Annotated in this window: 15 protein-coding genes; 7 read left to right on the top strand and 8 right to left on the bottom strand. The window is 71.5% G+C overall.

What is annotated here, in order from left to right:
- Window positions 1–150 precede the first annotated feature (150 nt).
- Window positions 151–501 (bottom strand): GntR family transcriptional regulator, encoded by a 351-nt coding sequence (locus tag RH864_RS12680; protein WP_310517917.1) that lies wholly within the window; start codon window positions 499–501, stop codon window positions 151–153.
- 76 nt (window positions 502–577) lie between these two features.
- Here RH864_RS12680 and RH864_RS12675 point away from each other — a divergent pair, with 76 nt between their 5' ends.
- The 6 genes from RH864_RS12675 (at window position 578) to RH864_RS12650 (ending at window position 9,977) form a co-directional block, all read left to right on the top strand.
- Window positions 578–2,254 carry an ABC transporter substrate-binding protein gene (locus tag RH864_RS12675; protein WP_396129974.1) on the top strand — a complete coding sequence of 559 codons (1,677 nt, stop codon included), beginning with the start codon at window positions 578–580 and terminating at the stop codon, window positions 2,252–2,254.
- A complete protein-coding gene (locus RH864_RS12670) occupies window positions 2,251–3,339 on the top strand; it encodes an ABC transporter permease (RefSeq protein ID WP_396129973.1) in 1,089 nt (362 codons plus the stop codon). The genes RH864_RS12675 and RH864_RS12670 overlap by 4 nt, the downstream gene beginning before the upstream one ends.
- Window positions 3,336–6,410, top strand: a complete 3,075-nt coding sequence (locus RH864_RS12665) for an ATP-binding cassette domain-containing protein (RefSeq protein ID WP_310517916.1) — start codon at window positions 3,336–3,338, stop codon at window positions 6,408–6,410. Before RH864_RS12670 ends, RH864_RS12665 begins: the two co-directional genes overlap by 4 nt.
- A gap of 286 nt (window positions 6,411–6,696) precedes the next feature.
- Window positions 6,697–9,276 carry a valine--tRNA ligase gene (valS, locus tag RH864_RS12660; protein ID WP_310517915.1) on the top strand — a complete coding sequence of 860 codons (2,580 nt, stop codon included), beginning with the start codon at window positions 6,697–6,699 and terminating at the stop codon, window positions 9,274–9,276.
- Between the two features lie 33 nt (window positions 9,277–9,309).
- Window positions 9,310–9,756, top strand: a complete 447-nt coding sequence (locus RH864_RS12655; protein WP_310517914.1) for a GNAT family N-acetyltransferase — start codon at window positions 9,310–9,312, stop codon at window positions 9,754–9,756.
- On the top strand, window positions 9,756–9,977 hold the full coding sequence (locus RH864_RS12650) for a hypothetical protein (RefSeq protein WP_310517913.1): 222 nt from the start codon (window positions 9,756–9,758) through the stop codon (window positions 9,975–9,977). The genes RH864_RS12655 and RH864_RS12650 overlap by 1 nt, the downstream gene beginning before the upstream one ends.
- A 124-nt stretch (window positions 9,978–10,101) precedes the next feature.
- Here the strand turns inward: RH864_RS12650 and RH864_RS12645 are convergent, their stop codons facing one another.
- From RH864_RS12645 to sufB, 6 genes are all read right to left on the bottom strand, one after another.
- Entirely contained in the window at window positions 10,102–10,932 is an 831-nt protein-coding gene (locus RH864_RS12645) for a methyltransferase domain-containing protein (protein WP_310517912.1), read from the bottom strand.
- A 1-nt stretch (window position 10,933) separates the two neighbouring features.
- Window positions 10,934–11,263 carry a metal-sulfur cluster assembly factor gene (locus tag RH864_RS12640; RefSeq protein ID WP_310517911.1) on the bottom strand — a complete coding sequence of 110 codons (330 nt, stop codon included), beginning with the start codon at window positions 11,261–11,263 and terminating at the stop codon, window positions 10,934–10,936.
- 9 nt (window positions 11,264–11,272) lie between these two features.
- Window positions 11,273–12,031 carry a Fe-S cluster assembly ATPase SufC gene (gene sufC / locus RH864_RS12635; RefSeq protein ID WP_310517910.1) on the bottom strand — a complete coding sequence of 253 codons (759 nt, stop codon included), beginning with the start codon at window positions 12,029–12,031 and terminating at the stop codon, window positions 11,273–11,275.
- Window positions 12,032–12,098: 67 nt separating this feature from the next.
- Complete coding sequence (locus tag RH864_RS12630) at window positions 12,099–12,425, bottom strand: non-heme iron oxygenase ferredoxin subunit (protein ID WP_310517909.1); 327 nt, start codon at window positions 12,423–12,425, stop codon at window positions 12,099–12,101.
- 1 nt (window position 12,426) lies between these two features.
- Complete coding sequence (gene sufD / locus RH864_RS12625) at window positions 12,427–13,578, bottom strand: Fe-S cluster assembly protein SufD (protein WP_310517908.1); 1,152 nt, start codon at window positions 13,576–13,578, stop codon at window positions 12,427–12,429.
- Window positions 13,579–13,607: 29 nt separating this feature from the next.
- Window positions 13,608–15,026, bottom strand: coding sequence for a Fe-S cluster assembly protein SufB (sufB, locus tag RH864_RS12620; protein WP_310517907.1), 1,419 nt, complete (start codon window positions 15,024–15,026; stop codon window positions 13,608–13,610).
- A gap of 252 nt (window positions 15,027–15,278) precedes the next feature.
- Here sufB and RH864_RS12615 point away from each other — a divergent pair, with 252 nt between their 5' ends.
- Window positions 15,279–16,205 carry a COX15/CtaA family protein gene (locus RH864_RS12615; protein ID WP_310517906.1) on the top strand — a complete coding sequence of 309 codons (927 nt, stop codon included), beginning with the start codon at window positions 15,279–15,281 and terminating at the stop codon, window positions 16,203–16,205.
- A gap of 121 nt (window positions 16,206–16,326) precedes the next feature.
- Here RH864_RS12615 and RH864_RS12610 read toward each other — a convergent pair whose 3' ends face one another.
- Complete coding sequence (locus tag RH864_RS12610; RefSeq protein ID WP_310517905.1) at window positions 16,327–17,247, bottom strand: heme o synthase; 921 nt, start codon at window positions 17,245–17,247, stop codon at window positions 16,327–16,329.
- Window positions 17,248–17,504 lie beyond the last annotated feature (257 nt).

The following is a 17,504-nucleotide window of genomic DNA, read 5'->3' as shown; positions in this document are numbered from 1 at the left end:
TTCATTGGCTGTGACGGGCCAGCCCCGTTCGGTTCTACTGACGGGCCCTGGCCCGCGTTCTTCCGAAGACTCCCCGGTGATGGCCGGATCGATGTCGGTCCTGCCAGTGTATCGGGTCGCGCGGGCGCCCGGGCTCAGCGGCAGCCGGGCTCAGCGGTAGGCGGCCCGGATGAGCTCGACGAGCGCATGCTCGCCGACGCCGTTCAGCTTCGCCTCGTCGACGAGGTCGTGGACGGCCCCCGCGAGCGCGGTGTGATGGCCGAGCCGGACGACCACGACCGCGCCGCGGCCCGGGTGCAGCTCGATGAGGCGTTCGTCTCGCAGCGCCCGGTAGGCGCGGAGCACCGTGTGCACGTTCAGGTCGAGGTCGGCGGCGAGGCGGCGTGCGGGCGGCAGCCGCTCGCCGTAGGCGATGCGGCCGTCGACGATCGAGGCACGCAGGCCTGACGCGAGCTGCTGGAACAGCGGTTCGGTACGCGCGGGATCGACTCGGATGAGCACGCATTGAATCTATTGTGCTATCTCGAATAGCACAAGTTGCTGGTTCGGCCGCGTTCGCGCTGTCAGGATGAGCAGCGTGACTCCCCCCGCCACCGTCTCGGCCGTGCCCCGCCGCCTCCGGCGCCGCCGGCTCGCCCTGCCCGCCGCCCTCGTCGCCGCTGCGGCGCTCACCCTGACCGCGTGCACCGCCGCCGAACCCGGCGAGACGGATGCCTCCACCGAGGGCGGCACGCTCGTCTACGCCACCGGAGATGCCGAGCCGACCTGCCTCGACCCGCACGTGGGCGGCAACTACCCGCAGGCGCTCGCCGCGACCCAGTTCCTGGAGTCGCTGGTCTCGCGCGATGCCGACGGCCAGATCATCCCGTGGCTCGCCGAGTCGTGGCAGGTCTCCGAGGATGGCCTGACCTGGGACTTCCAGCTCGCGCCGGACCTCGAGTTCACGGATGGCACGCCGCTCGACGCGGCCGCGGTCCAGGCGAACGTCGAGCACATCCAAGACCCCGACACCGCGTCGTCGACCGGCTGGCTCGCGCTCGCGAAGGTCGAGCGCGTCGAGGCCGTCGACGCGACGCACGCGCGCTTCCACCTGAACGCGCCCGACAGCGCGCTCCTGGAGTCGCTGAGCCAGCCCTGGACCGCGATCGAGTCCCCCGCCGGTCTCGCGCGCGGCACCGACGAGAACTGCCTCGCGCCCGTGGGCACCGGCCCGTTCATGGTCGAGTCGTGGACCCCCCAGGACCGCATCGTGTTCGTGAACAACCCCGACTACGCCTCGGCGCCGGCCGACGCCGGGCACGATGGCCCGGCCTACCTCGACCGCATCGAGTGGCGCTTCCTGCCCGACTCCGCGACCCGCTACGCGGCGCTGCAGTCCGGCGAGGTCCACATCATCGACAACGCGCAACCCGACACAATCGCGGCGGCCTCCGACGCGGCCGGGATCACCGAGCTCGACGCCCCGCGGCCCGGCGCCGCGAATCGCATCGAGCTCGACTCGAGCAAGCCGCCGTTCGACGACGTGCGGGTGCGTGAGGCGTTCATCCGGGCCGTCGACGTCGAGGCCGGCATCGACGCGCTGTTCTTCGGCACGGCCGAGCGCGGCACCTCGCCGCTCTCCAGCGTCGAGCCCACGGCGTACAGCGAGCCTGACCTGTTCACGGTCGACCCCGACCGGGCGAACGCGCTGCTCGACGAGGCCGGCTGGACCGAGCGCGACGCCGACGGCACACGCATGAAGGACGGCGCACGGCTCACCCTGCGCTTCCCGGTGAGCACCAACCAGTCCACGCCGGCCGAGCAGTCGCTGTTCGAGCAGCTCGCGGCCGGCGCGCGCGACGCGGGCTTCGACGTGGAGATCTCCCCGCTGGACCTGTCGAGCTGGTATGCCGCCCTCGCCGCGCACGAGTACGAGCTCGTGAGCGCCCCGTACACCAAGGTCGGGCCCGACGTGCTGCGCATCCTCTTCCACTCGGCGAGCACCGTGCCCGCGCCGAGCGGCTACTTCGCGAACCTCGCCCAGGTGCGCGATCCCGAGATCGACGCGCTGCTCGAGCAGGCCTCGGCGTCGCAGGACGCCGAGGAGCGCACCACGATCTACCACGACGTGCAGCAGCGCGTGCTCGAGGGGTACTACCTGCTGCCCATCTACGATCAGCAGAACCACTACCTGCTCAGCACGCGTCTCGAAGGAGTCCGCGCCATGCCCACCGTCTCGACGCCGACCTTCCTCGACGCCCGCCTCACCGAGTGAGTCAGCCGCACGCTGCGCCGCCGCGCCGGCGACCTCGGTCGCTCGTGCGGCGGTTCGGCGTGCGGCTGCTGGGTGCGGCGTTCGTGCTGTGGGCGGTCGCGACCGTCACGTTCTTCGTCATCCGCCTCATCCCCGGCGACCCGGCAGCGGCCATCCTCGGCGGCCCGGGTTCGCAGGCGAGCGAGGAGGCGCTGGCCGCCGTGCGCGCCGAGTACGGACTCGACCTGCCGATCTGGCAGCAGTACCTCATCGCGCTCGGTCGCCTCGCGACGCTCGATCTCGGCACGTCGTACGCGCTGCGGCAGCCGGTCGCCGAGGTCATCCGGGCCCAGTTGCCCGGCACGCTCCTCCTCGCGCTGCTCGCGCTCGTGCTCGCGTGGGTGTTCGCGATCTCGCTCGCGCTGTTCTCGACGCTCGGGGCCGGCGACCCGGGCAGCGGCGGCGGGAGCTCCGCCCGGCCGGCCCGCCGGCTGGGCCGGGTCGCTGCCGCGATCGGCGGCACGATCGAGACGGTCGCGGCCGCGCTCCCCCATTTCTGGCTCGCCGCGGTGCTCGTCGTCGTGTTCAGCTCCTGGCTCCGGCTGCTCCCGCCCGTGAGCACGGGCGATGCGGCGGGCCTCGTCCTGCCGGTCCTGACGCTCGCGATCCCGGTGGCCGGGTTCCTCGCGCAGGTCATGCGCGAGTCCCTGCTGACGGCCCTGTCGACACCGTTCGCCCTGTCGGCTCGCGCGCGCGGCGAGACCGAGACGGGGTTGCGGCTGCGGCACGCGCTCCGGCATGCCGCCGTGCCGGGCGTGAACCTGAGCGCGTGGGCGTTCGGCTACCTCGTCTCGGGCGCGGTCGTGGTCGAGACGATCTTCGCCCGGCCGGGCCTCGGGCGGTCGCTGCTGCAGGCGGTCACCCTGCGTGACGTGCCGCTCGTGACGGGCATCGTGCTCGTCTCGGCGCTCGCGTACATCGTCGTGACGCTGCTGGCCGACGTCGTGAGCGCGGCGCTCGATCCGCGATTGCGCGCGCCGGCCGGCGCGGTCGCGGCGAACGGGGTCGCGACGGAACGGGTCGCGACGGACCGGGCGACATCATGAGCGGCGCCGAGCCCACGTCGCGGGCGCCGGAGGTCCCGGCGGCCGGTGGCCCGCTGCCCGCCGAGCCGGCCGGGCGGGCCGGCGACCTCGAGACGCTCGGCGCGGGCGGCGTCCCTCGGATCAGCCTGTTCGGCCGGAGCGCCTGGAGCATCGGCGAGGTGCTCGCGCTCGCGTTCGCGGTGTTCCTCGCGGTCGCCGCGTTCGCACCCGGCCTGCTCGCGCCGGGCGACCCGCTCGCGATCGACCCGCGTGCGGCGTTCACGCCGCCTTCGCCCGGGCACTGGCTGGGCACCGACGAGTCCGGGCGCGACGTGTACACCCGGCTCGTGCACGGCGCGGCCGCGTCACTGCTCATCGGCGTCGCCGCGACCGCGATCGGCCTCGTGCTCGGGCTCGTCCTGGGCCTCGTCGCGGGGCTCTCCGGACGCGTCGCCGACGCGGTCGTCGGCCGCGTGCTCGAGGTGCTGTTCGCGTTCCCGAGCCTGCTGCTCGCGCTGCTCGTGATCGTCGTCGCCGGCCCGGGCCCGCTGCCGGCGACGATCGCCGTCGGCCTGTCGACGGCACCCGGCTATGCGCGCATCATCCGCGGACAGGTGCTCCGCATCCGCGGCAGCGGATTCGTCGAGACGGCGCGGCTGCTGGGACATCCGCCCGCGCGCATCGTCGCGCGCTCGGTGCTGCCGAACCTCGCCCCCGATCTGCTCATGCTCGCGACGCTCGGCGTCGGCCAGGCGGTCGTCTGGGCCTCGACGCTGAGCTTCCTCGGGCTCGGCGCGCAACCACCGGCTCCCGAGTGGGGTGCGATGCTCAACGCGGGCCGCACCTACATCCAGACGGCGTGGTGGCTCACGGTGATGCCGGGACTCATGATCGTCGGCACCATCATCACGGCCACCGTGCTCGGGCGACGGCTCGCCGCGCGCCCGGCCCGCCGCGCCGAGGCGGCGGGCCGCGCACTCGCGACGACCGGCACGGCGGGCTCCGCGGCATCGACGGATGCCTCGGGCGAGACGGATGCCTCGGACGAACCCGGTTTCCCGGACGAGTCGGCGGTCTCGGGCACGACCGCGTCCTCGGGCGCGTTCATCGCCCCAGCCGCGGCTGCTCGCGCGGACCCGGCCGTGGCCGCGGGCCGCGCGGACGCCTCGGGCGCCTCGGGCGCCTCGGGCGCCTCGGGCGCCTCGGAGGTCCAGGTGCACCGCGCAGGCCGGCCGGGCGATTCGGGCCGGACGGGTGCCGACGAGGCATCCGTCGACGACCGGAATGACACGCCGCTGCTCGACGTCGCGGGGCTCAGCGTGAGGTTCGGCGAACGCGAGGTCATCCGGGACGTGTCGTTCTCGCTCGGTCGCGGCGAGTGCGTCGCGATCGTCGGCGAATCCGGGTCGGGGAAGTCGGTGACCGCTCGCGCACTGCTCGGCCTCGCCGGAGGCGGCGCCGAGGTCGAGGCGACGCGCCTCGAGCTCGAGGGCCGGGACCTGCGCGGGCTCGCGCCGCGGCAGTGGCGCCGGATCCGCGGCGAGCGCATCGGGCTCGTGCTGCAGGACGCGCTCGTGTCACTCGATCCGCTTCGTCCCATCGGACGCGAGATCGCCGATGCGGCGCGCCTGCACCGCCGGCTTCCCGCGAACGCGCGGGCGGCACGCGTGATCGATGCACTCGTCCGTGTCGGCATGCCCGATCCCGAGGTCCGCGCGCGCCAGCGCAGCGGCGAGCTCTCGGGCGGCCTCCGTCAGCGTGCGCTCATCGCGTCGGCGATCGTGCTCGACCCGCCGGTGCTGATCGCCGACGAGCCGACCACCGCGCTCGACGCCTCGGTGCAGCGCCGGGTGCTCGACGAGCTCGACCGGCTGAAGGCCGCCGGCACGGGCGTGGTGCTGATCAGCCACGATCTCGCCGTCGTCGCCGAGATCGCCGACCACGTGCTCGTCATGCGGGACGGCCGGATCGTCGAACGAGGCAGAGCAACGCGGCTGCTGGCCGAGCCGCAGACGGCCTACACGCGCGAGCTCGTCGCCGCGGCCGCGCTTCCGCCCCGGCGCGCATCGGCCGAGACCGAGGCCTCCGAGACTGCGATGCCGGTCACCCACGCCGTCAGCGTGGACGACGCGCACGCGCCCGACCCGGTGTGCGCACCCGATGCGCGAACGGATGCGCCCGACGAGGTCCGAGCGCACGCCGACGCCGCAGCGCACCCGCCGCGCATACGTGTGCCTGGCGATACGACGAGGGCTCCAGAGGCAGCGCGTGCGGCCGCGGTCGCGGCCGGCGAAGCACGCGCGGCCGCCGGCGGCTCCCCGGCACAAACGGTGCCCGCCGTCGTCGCGACCGGCCTCCGGAAAGCGTTCGGTGAGCGCGTCGCGCTCGACGACGTCGGATTCGAGCTGTGGCCGGGCGCGACGCTGGGGGTCGTGGGCGAGTCCGGGTCGGGCAAGACCACGCTCGCGCGGATCGTGCTCGGGCTCGACACGCCCGACGCGGGCAGCGTCGAGGTGTTCGGACAGCCGTGGAGCGACGCATCCGAACGGCGCCGCCGGCCCGGCCGGCGGCGCATCGGCCTGGTCGCACAGGACACCGCCTCGAGCTTCGACCCCCGGTGGCCGGTCGGCCGTGCCCTCGCCGACGCGCTCCCGCGCGAGGCGGCAGGAGTCGGCCGTTCGGCCCGCGTCACCCGGCTGCTCGCCGACGTCGGGCTCGATGCGACCGTCGCCGACCGGGCGCCGACCTCGCTCTCCGGCGGGCAGCGGCAGCGGGTCGCGATCGCGCGCGCGCTCGCGGCCGATCCCGAGGTGCTCGTGCTCGACGAGCCAGTGTCGGCGCTCGACGTCACGGTGCAGGCGCGCGTCCTCGACCTGCTCGACCGGCTTCAGCGCGAACGCGGGCTCGCGTACCTGTTCGTCTCGCACGACCTCGGGGTCGTCCGGCACGTCGCCGACCGCGTGCTCGTGTTGCGCGACGGTGCGGTCGTCGAGTCCGGCGACACCGCACACGTCTTCGACGCACCGGCGGATCCGTACACCGCGCAGCTCCTCCGCGACCGCCCGACGCTCGCCACCGCCCTCCCGAGCTGACCCCGGCACGCGCTCGGTGCCACCGCCCGATCCCTCGCCCGCGCCACCCGCGACCGCCCGCGCCCCGTACGACAGTCCTGGGTGGCGCGATCGGTCGGGCATGGCGCGGCGGACGTGAACTGGCGCGGCAGGCGTGGAGTGGCGCGACGGTCGGGCATGGCGCGCCGGACGTGAACTGGCGCGGCAGGCGGCGCCGCCATCGCGTCCGGCCCGTCCGCTAGGCTGGAGCGTCGTACATTCAGGCACCCCTATGGACTCGGTGCCGCACATACCGAACCGGAGCATCATGACCGACACCCCGCGCATTCCCGACAAGCCGGCCCTCGAGGGCCTCGAAGCCAAATGGGGCGGCGTCTGGGAGCAGGGCGGCACCTACCGGTTCGACCGCGACTCCGCGACCCGCGAGAACATCTACTCGATCGACACGCCCCCGCCGACCGCGTCGGGCTCGCTGCACATCGGGCACGTCTTCTCGTACACGCACACCGACGTCATGGCGCGCTACCAGCGCATGCGCGGCCGGAGCGTCTTCTACCCGATGGGCTGGGACGACAACGGCCTGCCCACCGAGCGCCGTGTGCAGAACTACTACGGCGTGCGCTGCGACCCGACGCTGCCCTACGACGCGGGCTTCACCCCGCCGTTCGAGGGTGGCGAGGGCAAGAGCGTGAAGGCCGCCGACCAGGTGCCGATCTCGCGCCGGAACTTCATCGAGCTCTGCGAACGGCTGACCGTCGAGGACGAGCAGCAGTTCGAGGCGCTGTGGCGCACGCTCGGCCTTTCCGTCGACTGGACACAGTCGTACCGCACGATCGCCGACGAGGCGCTGTTCACCTCGCAGCTGGCGTTCGTCCGCAACGTCGAACGCGGCGAGGCGTACCAGGCGCTGGCCCCGACCCTGTGGGACGTGACCTTCCGCACGGCGGTCGCCCAGGCCGAGCTCGAGGACCGCGAGCAGCCCGGCCACTACCACCGCATCTCGTTCCACCGTCCGGACGGCGGCACGATCGAGATCGAGACCAGCCGCCCCGAGCTCATCCCCGCATGCGTCGCCCTCGTCGCGCACCCCGACGACGAGCGCTACCAGCCGCTCTTCGGCAGCACCGTCACGACACCCGTGTTCGGCGTCGAGGTCCCCGTGGTCGCCCACCACCTCGCGCAGAAGGACAAGGGCACGGGCATCGCCATGATCTGCACGTTCGGTGACGTCACCGATGTGGTGTGGTGGCGCGAGCTCGACCTGCCGAACCGCGCGATCATCGGGTTCGACGGGCGCATCATCGCCGAGCCGCCGGCCGCGATCGAGTCGGAGGCCGGCCGGGACGCCTACGCCCAGCTCGCCGGCAAGACCGCGTTCTCGGCCAAGCAGGCCGTGGTCGAGCTGCTGCGTGAATCGGGCGATCTGCTGGCCGACCCGAAGCCGATCACGCACCCGGTCAAGTACTTCGAGAAAGGCGACCGTCCGCTCGAGATCGTGTCGACGCGGCAGTGGTACATCGTGAACGGCGCGCGCGACGAGCCGCTCAAGGAGCGCCTGCTCGAACGCGGCCGCGAGATGGGCTGGCACCCCGAGTTTATGCGCGTCCGCTACGAGAACTGGGTCGGCGGCCTGTCCGGCGACTGGCTGATCTCCCGTCAGCGGTTCTTCGGCGTGCCGATTCCCGTCTGGTACCCCGTCGACGCCGAAGGCGAGCCCGTCTACGACGAGCCCATCGTCGCGACGCGGGAGATGCTGCCCGTCGACCCGTCGTCCACTCCCGCGCCCGGGTACGACGAGGCGCAGCGCGGCGCGGCCGGCGGATTCATCGGCGAGCACGACGTCATGGACACGTGGGCGACGAGCTCGCTCACCCCGCAGCTCGCGGGCGGCTGGGAGCGCGACCCCGAGCTGTTCGACCTGGTGTTCCCGTACTCGCTTCGCCCCCAGGGTCAGGACATCATCCGGACCTGGCTGTTCTCGACGACGCTGCGCGCCGAGCTCGAGCACGGCGTCGCTCCGTGGGCCAACGCCGCGATCTCGGGCTTCATCGTCGACCCCGATCGCAAGAAGATGTCGAAGTCGAAGGGCAATGTCGTCACGCCCGCCGGCCTGCTCGAGCAGCACGGATCGGACGCGGTCCGGTACTGGGCGGCGTCGAGCCGGCTCGGCACCGATGCGGCGTTCGACCCGCAGAACCCGACGCAGGTCAAGATCGGGCGGCGCCTCGCGATCAAGGTGCTGAACGCGGCGAAGTTCATCCTCGGCTTCGAGGGCACGGCCGACGCACCGGTCACCGAGCCGGTCGACCGCAGCATGCTCGCGGCGCTCGCGAACGTGGTCGGCCAGGCCACGCGTGCGCTCGACGGCTACGACCACGCGCGCGCCCTCGAGGTCGCCGAGACATTCTTCTGGACGTTCTGCGACGACTACCTCGAGCTCGTCAAGGAGCGCGCCTACGGTGAGCCGAGCACCGAGCAGGCGTCAGCCGTCGCCGCGCTCAAGACCGCACTGCGGGTGCTCGTGCGGCTGTTCGCCCCGGTCATCCCGTTCGCGGCCGAGGAGGCCTGGAGCTGGTCGAACGAGGGCTCGGTGCACACCGCGTCGTGGCCCGAGGCCGAGGAGCTCGCCGCACGCGGCGACGCCGGCGTGGAGCTGCTCGAGCTCGCGGGCATCGCCCTCACGGGCATCCGTCGAGCGAAGACGGATGCGAAGGCCTCGCAGAAGACGCCCGTCACGCGCGCCGTGATCGAGGGCCCCGCCGATGCGGTCCGGCTCCTCGAGTCGGTCGCGGGCGACCTGCGCGCGGTGGGTCGCATCGGCACACTCGAGTTCGCCGACGGCGACGAGCTCACGGTCCGCGAGGTCGAGCTCGACCAGGCCGGCTGAACGCGGGACCGAAGACACACAGAGGAGATCACCATGGCATACGAGATCAGGCCCGCGGCCGATGAGGACTTCTTCGGCTGGCTGCCCCTCTTCGAGAACTACTGCACGTTCTACAAGGAGGGTCTCGACGACCGGAAGGCGCTCACCGTCTGGACGTGGCTGCGCGACCCCGCGAACCCGTTCGAGGCGGCGCTCGCGGTCGACGAGGAGGGCACCCCGGTCGGGCTCGCGCACTTCCGGCCCGTGCCGGACAGCCTCACGGGCACGCTCGCCTACTTCCTCGACGACCTGTTCGTCGCCGAGGACACGCGAGGGGGCGGCGTCGGCCGTGCGCTCATCGAGTACGTGCACGCCCGGTCGGCCGAACGCGGCTCGGGCCGGGTCAGCTGGATCACCGCGGCCGACAACGCGCCAGCGCAGAAGCTCTACGACTCGCTCGGCCGTCGCGCCGACTGGGTCTGGTACGACCTGGGCGTCTGATGCGGCTCGGTACCCGCTGGCCCTTCGGCGCCGAACCGCCCGCCTCGGTGCCCCCCGACCTCCGCGCACGCATCGCCGACGCCGAGGCCCGCCACGCCGACGGCTCGGGCCGGCACTGGACGCTCACCTGGCTCGAGAACCGCCCGATCGCCGAGCTCGACGACGGCACGACCGTCCGCGAGACCCTCGCTGACGCGCACGACGCCGACGAGGACTGGTAGCACCGGCCGGGAGCGCCGCGCCGCTCTGCGAGTCGTCGGCAGATCTGCTCGACGCGCCGGCCACGGCGCTCAGGGATCGGCATGTCGCCGGATCGTGCCGACGACTGGCGACGTCGCATCCGCGTCAGGCGCGGGCCAGCACCTCGCCGTGCGGCATCAGCAGCCATCCGTCGGGATCCGCCGCCCACGACCGCCACGCCTCGGCGATCGAGGCCAGTTCGGCAGGACCGGCGTGGCCCGACTCGATCGCGTGCGCCGCGAACGAGGACTCGGTCACGCGCTGCGCCCACGCGCCGCCCCACCACTCGCGGTCGAGCTCGGTCGCGAAGACCCACACGCTGCCGGATGCCTCGAGGTCACGGAATCCCGCCTCGCGGACCCAGCGCGTGAGCTTCCGCCCCGCGTCGGGCTCGCCGCCGTTCCACGCTGCCACCGAGTGGTAGAGCTCGAGCCACCTGGTGAGGGCGGGCAGCGGCGGCTCGACGATCACGCCGCCGTAGTCGACGTCACGCACGGCCAGGAGCCCCCCGGGCCTCAGCACCCGCCGCCACTCGCGCAGCGCATCGACCGGACGACCGAGGTGCTGCAGCACCTGGTGCGCGTGCACGACGTCGAACGAGTCGTCGGGGAACTCGAGCGCGTAGGCGTCGCCGGTCTGGAACGCGACGTTCGGCACGCCCTCACTCTCGGCGAGGCCGTTCGCCTGCGCCACGACCTCCGCCGAGGCATCCACCCCGATGACCTCGCCGGGACGCGCCCGGCGCGCGAGATCGAGCGTGATCGTGCCAGGCCCGCTGCCGACGTCGAGGACCCGAGACCCGGCTTCCAGGTGCGGGAGCAGGTAGGCCGCCGAGTTCTCCGCGGTCCGCCAGGCATGCGAGCGCAGCACGCTGTCGTGGTGCCCATGCGTGTACACGACACGGCGGGCACCGGATGCCTCGCGCGGCGCGGTCATCTCAGATCGCGAAGCCCAGGGCGCGCATCATGTCGCGCCCGTCGTCGGTGATGCGCTCGGGGCCCCACGGCGGCATCCACACCCAGTTGATGCGGAACGCGTCCACGATGCCGTCGAGCGCCTCACCGGTCTGCTCTTCGAGGACGTCGGTGAGCGGGCAGCCCGCGCTCGTCAGCGTCATGTGGATGACGAGCGCGTCGTGCTCGTCGTCCCAGCCGAGGTCGTAGATGAGTCCGAGGTCGACGACATTGACGCCGAGCTCGGGGTCGACGACGTCTTTCAGCGCCTCGGTGACCTGATCGAACTTCTCAGGAGCCAGTGACGTGACCATGCTGCCAGCCTACGCCGACTGGGTGACGTAGCGGTCGTAGCCCTCTTCTTCGAGCCGGTCGGCCAGCTCGGGGCCGCCCTGCTCGGCGATCCTGCCCGCGACGAACACGTGCACGTGATCGGGCTTGATGTAGCGGAGGATGCGCGTGTAGTGCGTGATCAGCAGGACGCCGAGACCGGACGCCTGGTGCGCCCGGTTGACGCCCTCGGAGACGACCTTGAGCGCGTCCACGTCAAGGCCCGAGTCGGTCTCGTCGAGCACCGCGAACTTGGGCTTCAGCAGCTCGAGCTGGAGGATCTCGTTGCGCTTCTTCTCACCGCCCGAGAAGCCCTCGTTGACGTTGCGCTCGGCGAACGCCTGGTCCATCTTGAGGTTCTCCATGGCGCCGCGCACGTCCTTCAGCCAGGTGCGGATGGCGGGTGCCTCACCGTCGATCGCGGTCTTGGCGGTGCGCAGGAAGTTGGTGACGGTCACGCCGGGGATCTCGACGGGGTACTGCATCGCGAGGAACAGGCCGGCGCGGGCGCGCTCGTCGACCGACATCTCGAGGACGTTCTCGCCGTCGAGCAGGATCTCGCCGTCGACGACCGTGTACTTCGGGTGGCCGGCGATCGTGTAGGCGAGGGTCGACTTGCCTGAGCCGTTCGGGCCCATGATGGCGTGGATCTCGCCCTCGTTGATGACCAGGTCGACGCCGCGGAGGATCTCGCGGGTGCCCTGGTCGGTCTCGACGTTGACGTGCAGGTTCTTGATCTCGAGCACGGACATGTGGGGGGATTCTCTTTCAGTCGGAGGTCTGCCGCACGGCCGGACGGGCTTCTCGGCAGGTTTGGGTTCAGACGGTCAGGGTGACCGTGGGATCGATGTGCACGCCCTCGTCGACGATCTCGACCCGGTAGACGGGGACGGGCTCGTAGGCGGGGAGCGTGAGCGGCTTGCCGGTGTGCAGCGAGAACTTCGAGCCGTGGGCCCAGCACTCGAGCGTGTCGTCCTCGACGAAGCCTTCGGCGAGGGAGATGTCGCCGTGCGTGCAGGTGTCGCCGATCGCGAAGATGTCGCCGGCCGCGTCCTTCACGACGGCGATGGGCACGCCGTCGACGACGAAACGCGACGCCTGGTTCTCGGCCAGGTCGTCGACACCGCAGACACGAACGGATGCCACGTCAGTTCCCTTGCAGTTCGGCCTCGAGCGCGGCGATGAGGCGCTCCTCGAGCTCGGGCGACCCGATCTGCTGCACGACCTCGGTGAGGAAGCCGCGCACGACGAGACGTCGCGCCTCGTCCTCGCGGATGCCGCGGGCCATGAGGTAGAAGAGCTGCTCGTCGTCGAACCGGCCGGTCGCCGACGCGTGGCCCGCGCCCGCGATGTCACCGGTCTCGATCTCGAGGTTCGGGATCGAGTCGGCGCGCGTGCCGTCGGTGAGCACGAGGTTGCGGTTCTGCTCGTAGCTGTCGGTGCCGGTCGCGGCGTTGCCGATGAGCACGTCGCCGATCCAGACGCTGCGCGCGCCATCGCCCTGCAGCGCGCCCTTGTAGGTCACGCGCGAGCGGGTGTGCGGGGCGTCGTGGTGCACGTACACCTGCTGCTCGAGGTGCTGCCCCGCGTCGGAGAAGTACAGGCCGAGCGCCTCGACGTCGCCGCCCTGCTCGGCGAGGTGGGTCGACGGGTTCACCCGCACGACCTTGCCGCCGAGCGAAACGACGATGTGCTTGAGCTTCGCGTCGCGCGCGATGCGTGCGAAGTGGCTCGCGAGGTGCACCGACTCGTCGGTCCACTCCTGGAGCGACACGACCGTGAGGTTCGCGCCCTCGCCGACGAGGATCTCGACGTTCTCGCTGAGGCGGGCGTCGCCCGTGCCGCGGAGCACGATCAGGCCGCGGCTGTTGGGCGCCGCCTCGATGATCGTGTGCGCGGCGCGCGGCGCGGAGCCCAGGCCGTCGCGCGTGACGGTGACGACCTTCTCGTCCTCGCCGTCGACCGAGACGAGCATGGCCTCGCCGAAGCCCGACCAGGCGTTCGCGGACGCGCGCTCCTCCGGCGCGCCGGCCGTGCCGATGCGGGGGTCGTCGCGACCGATCCAGGAGACGGTCACGCCCGCGGCGTCGGTCGACTCGATCGTGAGGCGTGACCCGTCGAGCTCGCCGCCCGTGAGGTCCGCGAAGACCGCGACGGGCGAGAGCTTCCACTCGTGCTCGCGACCCGTGACGGGCGCGAAGTCGGCGACGTCGGTCGAGCGGAACCGCTCGGAGCGGGTCTGCACGGGGACGAGGGTGTCGGAGTGCGCGCGGAGACCGTGCTGCTCCGCGGTAGGCATGGCTGTGCTCTGCAGTGCTGCGGACAAGATCAGCCCACCGACCCTTCCATGCCCATCTCGATGAGCTTGTTGAGTTCCATCGCGTACTCCATGGGCAGCTCGCGCGCGATCGGCTCGATGAAGCCGCGCACGATCATGGCCATGGCCTCGTCTTCGGGCAGACCGCGGGACATGAGGTAGAACAGCTGCTCCTCGCTCACCTTCGAGACCGTCGCCTCGTGACCGAGGTGCACGTCGTCGACGCGGATGTCGATCGCCGGGTAGGTGTCGGAGCGCGAGATGGTGTCGACGAGCAGCGCGTCGCAGCGCACGGTGTTCGCCGAGTGGTGCGCGTTCGCGTCGACGCGGACCTCGCCGCGGTAGCCCGCACGGCCGCCGCCGCGCGCGATCGACTTCGACACGATCGACGACTGCGTGTGCGGCGCCATGTGGATCATCTTCGCGCCCGCGTCCTGGTGCTGGCCGGGGCCCGCGAACGCGACCGACAGCGTCTCGCCCTTGGCGTGCTCGCCCATGAGGAAGATCGACGGGTACTTCATGGTCACCTTGGAGCCGATGTTGCCGTCGATCCACTCCATGGTGGCGCCCTCGTGCGCGACCGCGCGCTTGGTGACGAGGTTGTACACGTTGTTCGACCAGTTCTGGATCGTCGTGTAGCGCACGCGGGCGTTCTTCTTCACGATGATCTCGACGACGGCCGAGTGCAGCGAGTCGGACTTGTAGATCGGCGCCGTGCAGCCCTCGATGTAGTGCACGTAGCTGTCTTCGTCGGCGATGATCAGGGTCCGCTCGAACTGGCCCATGTTCTCGGTGTTGATGCGGAAGTACGCCTGCAGCGGGATCTCGACGTGCACGCCCTTCGGCACGTAGACGAATGAGCCGCCCGACCACACCGCGGTGTTCAGCGCGGCGAACTTGTTGTCGCCGGCCGGGATGACCGTGCCGAAGTACTCCTCGAAGATCTCGGGGTGCTCGCGCAGCGCGGTGTCGGTGTCGAGGAAGATGACGCCCTGCTCCTCCAGATCTTCACGGATCTGGTGGTAGACGACCTCGGACTCGTACTGCGCGGCGACGCCCGCGACGAGGCGCTGGCGCTCGGCCTCGGGGATGCCGAGCCGCTCATAGGTGTTGCGGATGTCCTCCGGAAGGTCTTCCCAGGTCTGGGCCTGCTTCTCGGTGGAGCGGACGAAGTACTTGATGTTGTCGAAGTCGATCTCCGACAGGTCGGCGCCCCAGCTGGGCATCGGCTTGCGGTCGAAGAGCTGCAGCGCGCGGAGCCGTCGCTGCAGCATCCACTCCGGCTCGTTCTTCAGACCCGAGATGTCGGTGACCACGGCCTCGGACAGGCCACGGCGGGCGGATGCCCCCGCGCTGTCGGAGTCGGCCCAGCCGAACTCGTAGACGCCGAGACTCTCCAGCTCGGGGCGGTCGATCAGTACGTCCGTCATGTGCTCCTCTTCTCCTCCCTGCAACCGGATATCAGTCCGGCTCACGCCCCCTCGCGCGTCGAGGTGCGGGCGATCGGGGGTGATGTGCGGGCGGCTCCATTGCGAACCTAAGATGTCTAACGGATCTGCAGGACGCGTCATTCCGCGCGTCGAGCGGATGCCTCAACCCATCAAGTCTACAGGGTCCTGCCGACCGTCGCCCTCGACTCTCGGTACCGTCACAGGCCACGGACCCCAGTGAGGAACTCCCCCGTGCACCGCTTCGTCGCCTGGCTCCCCGACCGCATCGACGGGCGGATCCGCACCTTCGCCTGGTTGTCGTTCCTCGCGGAGACGATCATCATCGCCACGGGCGGCGCCGTCAGGCTCACGAGCTCGGGCCTCGGCTGCCCGACCTGGCCGCTGTGCACGCACGACTCCCTCATCGCCACGCCCGAGATGGGCATCCACGGCATCATCGAGTTCGGCAACCGGCTCATGACGGGCGTCGTCGGGATCCTGGCTGTCATCGTCATCGTCCTGCTCTGGCGGCTGCGCAGCACCCGCCGCGACCTCTGGACGCTCGCCCTGATCGTCGGCGGCGGCGTCGTCGCCCAGGCGATCGTCGGCGGCATCACGGTCTGGATGGGCCTGAACCCGTTCATCGTCGGCTTCCACTACGTGTCGTCGCTGCTGCTCGTCTGCGTCACCGCGGCGTTCCTCGCCCGGCTGGACACGACGCCGGGCCCGCGCGAGCGCGCCGTGCCCGGCTGGTACGCCGGGCTCACGCACCTCACGAGCGCCGCCCTGGCCGTCTCCATCGTCTTCGGCGTGCTGACCACGGGCGCCGGCCCGCACTCGGGCGACGCCGACGCCGGGCGCAACGGCTTCAACGCCGAACTGCTCGAACACGTCCACGCATGGCCCGGGTACGCGGTCTTCGCGCTCGTCGTCGTGCTCGTGACCGCCGCGTGGCGCCTCGGGCTGCCGACGCGCCGCTGGTCGCTCGTGCTGCTCGGCAGCGTGCTCGTGCAGGTCGCCGTCGGCCTCATCCAGGCGCGCACGGGGCTGCCGCCGGTGCTCGTCGGCATCCACATGGTGCTCGCGGCGCTCACCGCGGCCGCCATGACCGTGTTCATCCTGCAGCTGAAGCGCCCGGTGCGCGCGGTGGAGCCCACTGAGGCATCCGTCATCGCCTGACCCCCATGCGCGGCGCCGTCGCTAGGCCCCGAGTGTTACCGAAGCAGCACGAACGACGCCGATTCCGGCGAACACTCGCGCCGCTCCGGTATCACTCGGCGCATGTTGCAGGCGGCGAACGCTAGAAGGGCAGCAGCGGGTCGATGCCGACGGCGAGGAACAGCAGCGACAGGTACACGATCGAGCCGTGGAACACGCGCATGGGCGAGACCTGCTCGTGCCGGATCGCGAGGTTGTAGAGGCGGTGCGTCTCGTAGATGAACCAGCCGCCCGTGACGAGCGCGGTCGCCGTGTAGACGAGCCCCATGCCCGCGACCGGGATGAGCAGCAGCGAGCACGCCACGGTCGCCCACGCGTAGAGGATGACCTGCAGCCCGACCTGTGCGCGGCCGCGCACGACCGCGAGCATCGGCACGCCCGCGGCCTTGTAGTCGGCCTGGTACTTCATCGACAGCGGCCAGTAGTGCGGCGGGGTCCAGAGGAAGATGATCAGGAACAGGATGAACGGCGGCCAGCTGAGGTCGCCCGTCACCGCGGCCCAGCCGATCAGCACGGGCATGCAGCCGGCGACGCCGCCCCACACGATGTTCTGCGCCGTGCGGCGCTTCAGGATCAGGCTGTAGAAGACGACGTAGAGCAGGATCGCGCCGAGCGAGAGCGCGGCGGCGACCCAGTTGGTGAAGACCCAGAGCCACGCGATGGAGGCCGCGCCGAGCGCGTACGCGAACACGAGCGCCTGCCGGTCGGTGAGCTCGCCGGTCACCAGGGGCCGGTTCTTCGTGCGCTGCATGACGCGGTCGATGTCGCGGTCGATGTAGCAGTTGAACGCGCCGGCCGAGCCGGCGCTCATCGCACCGCCGATGAGCGTTGCGAGCAGCAGCCAGAGATCGGGCAGACCCTGCTGGGCGAGGATCATCGTCGGCGCCGTGACGACCAGCAGCAACTCGATCACCCGGGGCTTGGTCAGCGCGACATAGGCGCCGATCTTCCGGCGAAGGGTCGACGCCGGTCGAGCGTCACGGGTCTGTACGGATGCCTGCATCGTTCCTCTACTCCGGCGCCCGGGCGCACGCGAAGGCACACGGGCGTTCTCGAGTCTAGGCTACCGTCCCGCGAGCCCTGCGACGGCCGGGGTCGGCGCGCGCGAGGCGTCAAGGGCCGTCACGGGCATGCCCGAATCGATATGCTGAGACCAGCGCGCCCGGCGGCGCGGAACCCATGTGCCGTCCACCCAGCGACGCACCTGCCGCACCAGCCGCCGGGCTCCACCGCGCCGAGACGTTTCCCGGCGGGTCCTGG

This window comes from Agromyces aerolatus (assembly GCF_031432255.1).
In the GTDB taxonomy this organism is placed as follows: domain Bacteria; phylum Actinomycetota; class Actinomycetes; order Actinomycetales; family Microbacteriaceae; genus Agromyces.
The sequence above is the reverse complement of the archived record's forward strand: the minus strand, read 5'-3'. Positions and strand labels throughout refer to the sequence as shown.

Coding starts and splice junctions, on each gene's coding strand:
- RH864_RS12665 (WP_310517916.1), top strand. CDS start 3,336: ATGAGCGGCGCCGAGCCCACGTCGCGGGCGCCGGAGGTCCCGGCGGCC.
- valS (WP_310517915.1), top strand. CDS start 6,697: ATGACCGACACCCCGCGCATTCCCGACAAGCCGGCCCTCGAGGGCCTC.
- RH864_RS12655 (WP_310517914.1), top strand. CDS start 9,310: ATGGCATACGAGATCAGGCCCGCGGCCGATGAGGACTTCTTCGGCTGG.
- RH864_RS12650 (WP_310517913.1), top strand. CDS start 9,756: ATGCGGCTCGGTACCCGCTGGCCCTTCGGCGCCGAACCGCCCGCCTCG.
- RH864_RS12645 (WP_310517912.1), bottom strand. CDS start 10,932: ATGACCGCGCCGCGCGAGGCATCCGGTGCCCGCCGTGTCGTGTACACG.
- RH864_RS12640 (WP_310517911.1), bottom strand. CDS start 11,263: ATGGTCACGTCACTGGCTCCTGAGAAGTTCGATCAGGTCACCGAGGCG.
- sufC (WP_310517910.1), bottom strand. CDS start 12,031: ATGTCCGTGCTCGAGATCAAGAACCTGCACGTCAACGTCGAGACCGAC.
- sufD (WP_310517908.1), bottom strand. CDS start 13,578: ATGCCTACCGCGGAGCAGCACGGTCTCCGCGCGCACTCCGACACCCTC.
- sufB (WP_310517907.1), bottom strand. CDS start 15,026: ATGACGGACGTACTGATCGACCGCCCCGAGCTGGAGAGTCTCGGCGTC.
- RH864_RS12610 (WP_310517905.1), bottom strand. CDS start 17,247: ATGCAGGCATCCGTACAGACCCGTGACGCTCGACCGGCGTCGACCCTT.